The organism is Parabacteroides distasonis, assembly GCF_004793765.1.
GTDB classification, from domain to species: Bacteria; Bacteroidota; Bacteroidia; order Bacteroidales; family Tannerellaceae; genus Parabacteroides; species Parabacteroides distasonis_A.
On the sequence record NZ_SRYM01000004.1, the window covers coordinates 121,836 to 130,732 of the forward strand.

Annotated in this window: 4 protein-coding genes and 1 pseudogene; 4 read left to right on the forward strand and 1 reads right to left on the reverse strand. The window is 49.6% G+C overall.

The features are described from left to right. Positions 1-119: 119 nt before the first annotated feature. Positions 120-2,297 carry a beta-N-acetylhexosaminidase gene (locus E5342_RS02565; RefSeq protein WP_135958760.1) on the forward strand — a complete coding sequence of 726 codons (2,178 nt, stop codon included), beginning with the start codon at positions 120-122 and terminating at the stop codon, positions 2,295-2,297. 40 nt (positions 2,298-2,337) lie between these two features. Then, the gene (locus tag E5342_RS02570) at positions 2,338-4,584 is read left to right on the forward strand and encodes a GH92 family glycosyl hydrolase (protein WP_121735727.1); all 2,247 of its coding nucleotides are present in this window, start codon (positions 2,338-2,340) and stop codon (positions 4,582-4,584) included. Between the two features lie 85 nt (positions 4,585-4,669). Here E5342_RS02570 and E5342_RS19970 read toward each other — a convergent pair. Next, positions 4,670-4,811: pseudogene (locus E5342_RS19970) on the reverse strand (CorA family divalent cation transporter); the annotation flags it as partial. Between the two features lie 342 nt (positions 4,812-5,153). On the opposite strand from E5342_RS19970, the gene dnaB reads away from it, so the two are divergent. Together dnaB and pulA are read left to right on the forward strand one after the other, a co-directional pair. After that, on the forward strand, positions 5,154-6,671 hold the full coding sequence (gene dnaB, locus E5342_RS02575) for a replicative DNA helicase (RefSeq protein ID WP_121735726.1): 1,518 nt from the start codon (positions 5,154-5,156) through the stop codon (positions 6,669-6,671). Positions 6,672-6,800: 129 nt separating this feature from the next. After that, complete coding sequence (pulA, locus tag E5342_RS02580; RefSeq protein WP_121735725.1) at positions 6,801-8,798, forward strand: type I pullulanase; 1,998 nt, start codon at positions 6,801-6,803, stop codon at positions 8,796-8,798. The last annotated feature ends 99 nt before the right edge of the window (positions 8,799-8,897 follow it).

Sequence of the window (8,897 nt, forward strand, 5' to 3'; positions counted from 1 at the left end):
TATATACATCTTAAAATAACTCTGAAGCGGGGAGACAATAGTCTTTCCGCTTTTTTGATATTGTCTATTATTGTCGTATATTTACGCACCAAGAATAACACAACTAAAAAATAAGTATTATGACGTTGCCAAAACGGTCTTACATGAAAGTAACCGGACTTGCTCTTGCTTGTTCCTCAGTACTTTTTTCCTGTGTTCCCAAGGAGGTTCCGCAGGTGAATTTAATCCCTAAGCCAGTCCATATAGAGATGACTGGCGGTTATTTCAAAGTAGATACTAATCTCGTATTCGGGAATGATCAATCGGGTACGATCCGTTACGTGGTCGATGAGTCTTTCAACGGCGGAACTCCGGAAGGATATGCGTTGAACGTGACCGAGAAGGGGATCGAGTTAAGAGCCGCCTCTAAATCCGGATTGTTTTATGGGGAACAGACCTTGCGCCAGTTGTATACACCGAAAGGGATTCCTTGCGTATCGATCCAAGACAATCCCCGTTTCCCGTATCGTGGCTTGCATCTGGATGTCTCCCGTCATTTCTTCCCGAAAGAGGAGGTGATGAAGTTATTGAACGTCATGTCTTATTATAAGTTGAATACGCTTCATATGCATTTGACGGATGCTGGTGGTTGGCGTATCCAGATAGATAAATATCCGAAACTGACTATGGATGTGGCTTTCCGTACGGAATCAGATTGGCAGAAATGGTGGGATGGAAAAGATCGCAAGTATCTGCCGGAAGGAACTTCGGGGGCGTATGGCGGTTATTTTACGAAGGGGGATATCCGTGAGATCGTGGATTACGCTATGGCCCGGCATATTAATATAATACCTGAGATCGAATTCCCGGGGCATTCGGACGAGGTGTTCGTGGCGTACCCGGAGTTGAGTTGTGCCGGCAAACCTTATACGACGGGTGATTTCTGCATCGGCAACGAGAAATCGTTTACGTTCATGGAGGATGTATTGTCTGAGGTGATCGAGTTGTTCCCTTCCGAATATATCCATATCGGGGGAGACGAGGCCGGGAAGGGAGCTTGGAAGACCTGCCCGAAATGTCAAGGTTTGATGCGCCGGAACGGGATGAAGGACGTGGATGAGTTGCAGAGCTATATGATTCATCGTGCCGAGGAATTCCTGATTTCCAAAGGCCGCAAATTGATCGGTTGGGATGAGATTCTGGAAGGGGGCTTGGCTCCGGAGGCTACCGTCATGTCTTGGCGGGGTGAGGAAGGGGGAATCAAGTCTGCCCGCATGGGACATGACGTGGTCATGACACCGGGTGGTTATATGTATTTCGATTTCTATCAAGCCGATCCAAAGACACAGCCGTATGCCATTGGTGGTTATACGCCGATCAAGCGGGTGTACAGTTATAATCCGGTGCCTACGGATTCGTTGACTGCCGAGGAAAGTAAGCATATCCTAGGGGTACAGGCAAATACATGGACGGAGTATATCAAGGATGAGAAGCATCTGGAGTATATGATGTTCCCTCGTGCCTTGGCAGTCGCCGAGATTGGATGGACTCCGCAAGAGGATCGTCGCTGGGAGGACTTTAAGCCTCGTATGAACGCAAATATACCGGTTCTGCAACGGATGGGTATCAATACGTTCACGCTCTCGGATGAGATCGAGACCACGATGGAAGTAGATACCTTGCGGCAAGAGATCAAGGTGACGTTGGATGCGGAGAAATATCCGGCGGAGATACGTTACACGACAGACGGTTCTATTCCCACCTCCTCTTCCCAACTTTATAACGGCCCGATCGTAGTGAAAGACTCTGCCGATGTCAGAGCCGCTATCTTCCGTGACGGGCAGCTTCAAGGAACGCCTACCGAGAAGAAGGTAGATTATCATCGGGGTATCAATAAGCCTATACATTATAATAGTAAGTTGTATAGCGGTTATATGGCCGGTGGCATGAATGCCTTGCTGGACGGCTACAGGGGAGGCTTGACCTATCTGGACGGTCGTTGGCAAGGTTATTTGAATGATTTGGACTGCGTGGTGGATATGGGAGAGATAACGGATATTCATAAGGTATCGTCCCGTTTTATGCAATTGATCGGCCCGGGCGTGTTCCAACCGGGAGAAGTGGAGTTGCTGACATCGGAAGACGGAGAGAGCTATATCTCGCAAGGTGTTATCCCTACTACGGTATCCAATACGGATAAAGACCTGTCTTTTCAGGAATATACGTTTAACGGCGATTGGAAAGCACGCTATATCTGTATCAAGGCAAAAGAGGCGAATAAGGGTTTCATCTTCACGGATGAGATCGTGATTTGGTAAGTATGAATCAATTAATTATCAACTAAAATACATTTATCAAATGAAGAAACAGCTAATGACCTTCCTGTTGTGTGGCAGTCTGTTCGCTACGGCGCAGCAACCGGTAGATTATGTGAACCCCTTCATAGGTACGAGCAATTACGGTACGACGAATCCTGGCGCGGTTTGTCCGCAAGGTATGATGAGCGTGGTTCCTTTCAACGTCATGGGGTCGGAGAAGAATCGTTTTGACAAGGATAGTCAATGGTGGTCTACTCCTTACTCGGCAGACAATAAATTCTTTACAGGATTCGCTCATGGCAGCTTGAGTGGCGTGGGATGTCCGGAACTGGGCAGCTTGTTAGTGATGCCGACAACGGGCGAACTGAACGTAGATTACAAGGCGTATGGCAGTGAGTATAAAGACGAGGTAGCCTATCCCGGTTATTATAGTAACGTCTTGACTAAATATAATATCAAGGCCGAGGCGACTGCCACCCTGCGTACGGGCTTGAGCCGTTTTACCTTCCCGAAAGGACAGGGGCATATCCTGTTGAATCTGGGAGAAGGCTTGACGAATGAGACGGGCGCCACGGTACGTGTCGTTAGTGATACGGAGATAGAGGGTAGCAAGCTCTTAGGCACGTTCTGCTATAACGCTCAAGCTGTCTTCCCCGTTTACTTCGTGATGAAGGTGAGCAAGGCTCCGAAGCGGATGGGCTATTGGAAGAAGCAACGTGAGATGAAGGCTGAGGCGGCATGGGATGCCGATGCCGGTAAGTATAAGTTATATACCAGCTATACTCGTGAGATGAGTGGTGACGATATCGGCGTATGGTTCGATTACGATACGGACGAGGGCGAGCAAATCTCCGTGAAGATGGGCATCTCCTATGTGAGCATCCAGAATGCCCGTGAGAATATGGAACAGGAGATGAACGGCTTTCCTTTCGAGCAAGCCCGGACATTGGCCCGCACGATGTGGGACAACGAGCTCTCTCGTATACAGGTGGAGGGAGGTACGGAGGATGAACGTTCCATTTTCTATACCGGCCTCTACCATTTGCTGATCCATCCGAACATCTTGCATGACTGGAATGGCGAGTATCCGAAGATGGAGAGCCTGGAGGTAGGGAAGGTGGATCCGTCGCGTGGCCGTTATACGGTCTTCTCCTTGTGGGATACCTACCGTAATGTAAGTACCCTGATGACCTTGCTCTATCCGGAGCGTCAACTGGATATCATCCGTACGATGCTGGATATGTATCGGGAAAACGGTTGGTTACCGAAATGGGAGCTTTACGGACGTGAGACCTTTACGATGGAGGGCGATCCCTCGATCCCGTATATCGTAGACGCATGGATGCGCGGCTTGCGCGACTTTGATGAGCAAACCGCTTATGAGGCGATGCGTAAAGGCGCTACTACCCCGGGAGAGTTCAACCTGCTTCGTCCGGACGCGAACGATTATTTCAGCAAGGGCTATGTTCCTTTGCGTGAGCAATACGATAACTCCGTATCTCATGCGCTGGAATATTATATCGCCGACTGGAACTTGGCTAATTTCGCTCAGGCCTTGGGTAAGAAAGAGGATGCCAAGCTATTCCGTGACCGTTCTTTAGGTTACAAGCATTATTATAGCAAGGAGTTCGGAACGCTGCGTCCTATCTTGCCGGACGGCACCTTCTACTCTCCGTTCGATCCGAAACAAGGCGAGAACTTCGAGCCTAGCCCCGGTTTCCATGAAGGAAACGCATGGAATTATACCTTCTATGTCCCTCATGATATTAAGGGACTGGCTAAGTTGATGGGAGGAGACAAGAAGTTCGTCAATAATTTGCAGAAAGTATTCGATGATGGCAATTATGATCCTGCCAACGAGCCGGATATCGCTTATCCTTATCTATTTAGTTATTTCAAGGGAGAGGCTTGGCGTACCCAGAAGTTGGTCCGTCAGTTGTTGAAGGATTGCTATCATAACGCCCCGAACGGTGTACCGGGTAACGAGGATACGGGCACGATGTCCGCTTGGGCTATTTTCTCCATGATGGGCTTCTATCCGGCTTGTCCGGGCGACGTGAACTATGTATTGACTTCCCCGACTTTCGATAAGGTTACGATCCAGCTCGACAAGAAATTCTATCCTAAAGGTGAATTGGTAATCGAGTCTAAGCATAGTAATCCGGAAGCGATCTACATCAAGGACGTTTTCGCCGGCGATAAAAAGTTAAAGGGCTACACCATCTCGCAAGAGGACTTGGTAAATGCCGGAACCTTGCGTTATATCCTCGAGGATACGCATAAGTAAGCCAAGATAAAGATATACCGAACTTGATATTTACCGGACGCAGATGACACCGACAGGTACGGTGATCTGCGTCCGGTTTATTTATTTAATATCCTAAGGACCATTTGATCTTCCTGAATATGAAAAAGGCCGTAGCGGATAACAAGATCGAGAGCAAGATGATAACCACGAAACCATACGGCATCTTCCATGTAGATCGGGACGTTCATCCCGTAGAAGCTAGCGATTGCTGACAGCAATATTGTTTCCAGTTTACGTTAGCATTGGCTTACTTCTCTGGGAGTATGGCGATACTTCTGGTAATAGTACTCGAGTACTTTCATGGAAGTACCCGAGTACTGCCTAAGAAGTACTCCAGTACTACCTAGGTAGTACTGGTCGTTTATCCAATCCCGTATTTCCCCTCTTCGTTGAAGTAGAAGAAGAGCCCGGTATCCATGCTGACCGGGCCATGGATACCCGATAAAATACGCTTTCATGATTCGACAGGTTTTAATTCCTAAATATAAAGAATCTTTTTCAGAAATGGGTAAAAGATATTACCTTTGACTCCCCAAATAGAAAGAATGATGGCAGAAGGAACAAGAAATACAGGAAGAGGAAGGAAAAAGCCTGTGGAGATGCTCCCCGATATGGGGCGTCTTCAGCCACAGGCCCGTGAGTTGGAGGAAGCTGTGTTGGGTGCGTTGATGCTGGAGAAAGACGCGTACTCGATCGTCAGCGAGATCTTGAAGCCGGAGTGTTTCTATGAGAAAGCGCATGAGAAGATTTATGCCGCTATCGTAGACTTGGCGTTGAGCCAGCGTCCCGTGGATATGCTTACCGTAACGGAGCAATTGAAGAAGCGGGGAGAGCTGGATGAGGTAGGAGGCCCGTTCTATATTTCTCAACTTACCAGCAAGGTGGCCAGTAGCGCCCATATCGAGTATCACGCCCGTATCATCGCCCAGAAATATCTGGCGAGGGAGTTGATCTCTTTCACGGCGATGATCCAAGGAAAGGCATTTGATGAGACGCTCGACGTGGAGGACCTGATGCAAGAGGCGGAGGGCAAGTTGTTCGAGATCTCGCAACGTAACGTGAAGAAGGATGTCACCCAGATCAACCCCGTCATCAAGGACGCTATGGAGATGTTGCAAAAGGCGGCCCTCCAGAAGGAAGGTCTGAGCGGATTGCGCACGGGTTTCGAGGGCTTGGATAAGATGACTTCCGGTTGGCAGAATTCAGACCTTATCATTATCGCCGCCCGTCCGGCCATGGGTAAGACGGCCTTCGTCCTTTCCATGGCGAAGAATATGGCGGTGAATTTCAATACGCCTGTCGCCCTGTTCTCGCTCGAGATGAGTAACGTGCAGTTGGTAAACCGTCTGATCGTGAATGTCTGCGAGATACCGGGCGAGAAGATCAAGAGCGGACGCTTGGAGAGCTACGAGTGGGAGCAGCTGGACTTTAAGATCAAGGAGCTTTACGACGCCCCTATCTACGTAGACGATACCCCGAGCTTGTCCGTCTTCGAGCTGCGAACGAAAGCCCGTCGCTTGGTGCGCGAGCATGGCATCAAATGTATCATTATCGACTACCTTCAGTTGATGAACGCCAGCGGTATGAACTTCGGTAGCCGTGAGCAGGAGGTGAGTACGATCTCCCGTTCGTTGAAGGGATTGGCGAAGGAATTGAATATCCCGATCATCGCCTTGTCACAGTTGAACCGTGGTGTGGAAGCCCGTCAAGGCGTGGAAGGTAAGCGTCCGCAGCTGGCCGACTTGCGTGAGTCCGGAGCTATCGAGCAGGATGCCGATATGGTATGTTTCATCCACCGTCCCGAATATTATAAGATTACGGAAGACGAGCGGGGAAATTCCCTGATCGGTCTCGCCGAGATCATTATCGCCAAGCATCGTAACGGTGCCGTAGGGGATGTCCGGCTGCGTTTTAAGAGCGAGTTCGCCAAGTTTATGAACGTAGGGGAAGATATAGCGGTAAGGGAATTCTCTTCGACCATGAATGGTGGAGACCCGATGCCCCCGATCCCGTCGCCGGGAGCTGACTTCCTGAGTCAAGGTAGCAGTAACGAGGTTCCGTTCTAATATACCATGAATGAGCGAAAGAGGCGAAAACGTTTGCGGTAGATTTTTCGCCTCTTCTTTTCTGTTTCGTTGGCGAATTTGATTCGAATCTTCTATCTTTGTGATTGAAAACAAATTACTGAATCAGCCATGACGAGACACTTAGTTCCGGTATCTATATACCTGTCGCTGTTGCTTAGCTGCAACTCGCCGAAAGAATACAAATCCTTTGATGAATATCCTTCCTATGAGGGAGACGACCTGGAGTTGGTTTACTCTCCCACGAAATCCGTGTTTACCCTTTGGGCTCCGACGGCGGAAGAAGTCCGCTTGAACCTTTACGCCTCCGGTGAGGGAGGGGAGCCTATTCGCCGGTTGCCGATGAAATCCTCAGACAAGGGTACGTGGCGTATCTCCGTGAGCGAGGATCTGAAAGGTACCTTCTATACCTTCCAGATCCGTATGGGCGATAAATGGCTGGATGAGACTCCCGGTATCTGGGCGAAAGCCGTCGGGGTGAACGGAAACCGTGCGGCCGTGATCGATTGGGCGGCTACCGATCCGGAGGGCTGGGAGGCGGATAAATCTCCCGAGCTGAAAAGCTTCTCCGATATTATCATCTATGAGATGCATCACCGGGATTTCTCGATCGCCGCGAACTCCGGCGTGACGCATAAAGGTAAGTTCCTCGCCTTGGCGGAGGACGGTACGAAAGGGCCGGGCGGCGTGGCTACCGGCGTGGATCATCTGAAGGAGTTGGGCGTTACCCATGTCCATATCCTTCCTTCCTACGATTATGGCTCGGTGGACGAGACCCGCCTGCAAGATAATGTGTACAATTGGGGATATGATCCCAAGAACTATAACGCCCCCGAGGGGAGCTATTCCACCGATCCTTACAATCCCGAGGTACGTATCCGTGAGTTCAAGGAGATGGTGCGGGGATTGCACCGGAATGGTATCCGTGTGATCATGGACGTGGTTTACAATCATACCTTTGTGGGGGACGGGTCGAATTTCAGTTTGACCGTTCCCGGTTACTTCTACCGTCATAAACCGGATGGAAGCTATTCGGATGCCTCTGGCTGTGGTAATGAGACCGCTTCCGAGCGGGCTATGGTACGCCGTTATATCGTGGAGTCCGTGAAATATTGGGCCGAGGAATACCATGTGGATGGTTTCCGTTTCGACTTGATGGGAATCCATGACGTAGAGACCATGAACGAGGTAAAAGCCGAGTTAGCCAAACTAGATCCTTCCATCTTCGTATACGGCGAGGGCTGGACCGCCAGCGATTCCCCGCTACCGGAAGAGCAACGGGCGATTAAGGTAAACGCCCCGAAACTGAATGACGTGGCCGTATTTAGCGATGACCTGCGGGACGCTTTAAAAGGAAGCGTGTTCGAGGCTACACAGGCCGGTTTCGCCTCCGGAAAGCCGGAAGGTAACGAGGAGTCTATTAAGTTCGGTATTGTAGGCGCTATCCGCCATCCGCAAATCGACTATAACCAAATATTATATTGCAAAGCGCCTTATGCGAACAAGCCTACGCAAGTGATCAACTATGTTTCTTGTCACGATGATCTTTGTTTGATGGATAAATTGAAGCTCTCGGCCCCGAAAGACGTTACCCCGGATGAGTTGGTACGATTCGGTAAGTTGGCCCAGACCATCATCTTTACCTCGCAAGGAGTCCCCTTCATGCGGGCAGGAGAGGAGTTGCTGCACGATAAGAAGGGTGTGCATAACAGCTATCAATCGCCCGATTCAATCAATGAGATCGACTGGTCTTTAAAGGCAAAAAACAAGGATGTTTTCAACTATTACAAGGATTTGGTCGCCCTTCGTAAGTCGCACCCGGCCTTCCGTATCGCCACGGCCGAGGGAGTGAGGGAGGCCCTTCAATTCCAAGAAGTGAACCAGCCCGGTGTCGTAGCGTATACCTTAGGGGAACATGCGAACGGGGATAGTTGGAAGAAGATTATGGTTATCTTTAACGGGAACCGGAAGGCGGTAACGGTTTCTCTGCCGGAAGGAACATGGGTTCCGGTTTGTAAAGACGGTCGGATTTATCCGGACGGTAAAGGTTCCGTACAGGGTAAAACTACCGTAAGCGCCTCTTCCGCCTTGATCTTGAAACAAGATTAATACGGAACTAAATCAAAGAAAATCCCCCGGGACATCTCGATGAATGAAGTGCACCCCAAAAGTTAGACACAAAACTTTTGGAGTGCATTTTTTATGAAG

What these genes read in the sequence shown, in the direction of transcription:
- E5342_RS02570 (WP_121735727.1), top strand. Translation starts at nt 2,338, where the DNA reads ATGAAGAAACAGCTAATGACCTTCCTGTTGTGTGGCAGTCTGTTCGCT.
- dnaB (WP_121735726.1), top strand. Translation starts at nt 5,154, where the DNA reads ATGGCAGAAGGAACAAGAAATACAGGAAGAGGAAGGAAAAAGCCTGTG.
- pulA (WP_121735725.1), top strand. Translation starts at nt 6,801, where the DNA reads ATGACGAGACACTTAGTTCCGGTATCTATATACCTGTCGCTGTTGCTT.
- E5342_RS02565 (WP_135958760.1), top strand. Translation starts at nt 120, where the DNA reads ATGACGTTGCCAAAACGGTCTTACATGAAAGTAACCGGACTTGCTCTT.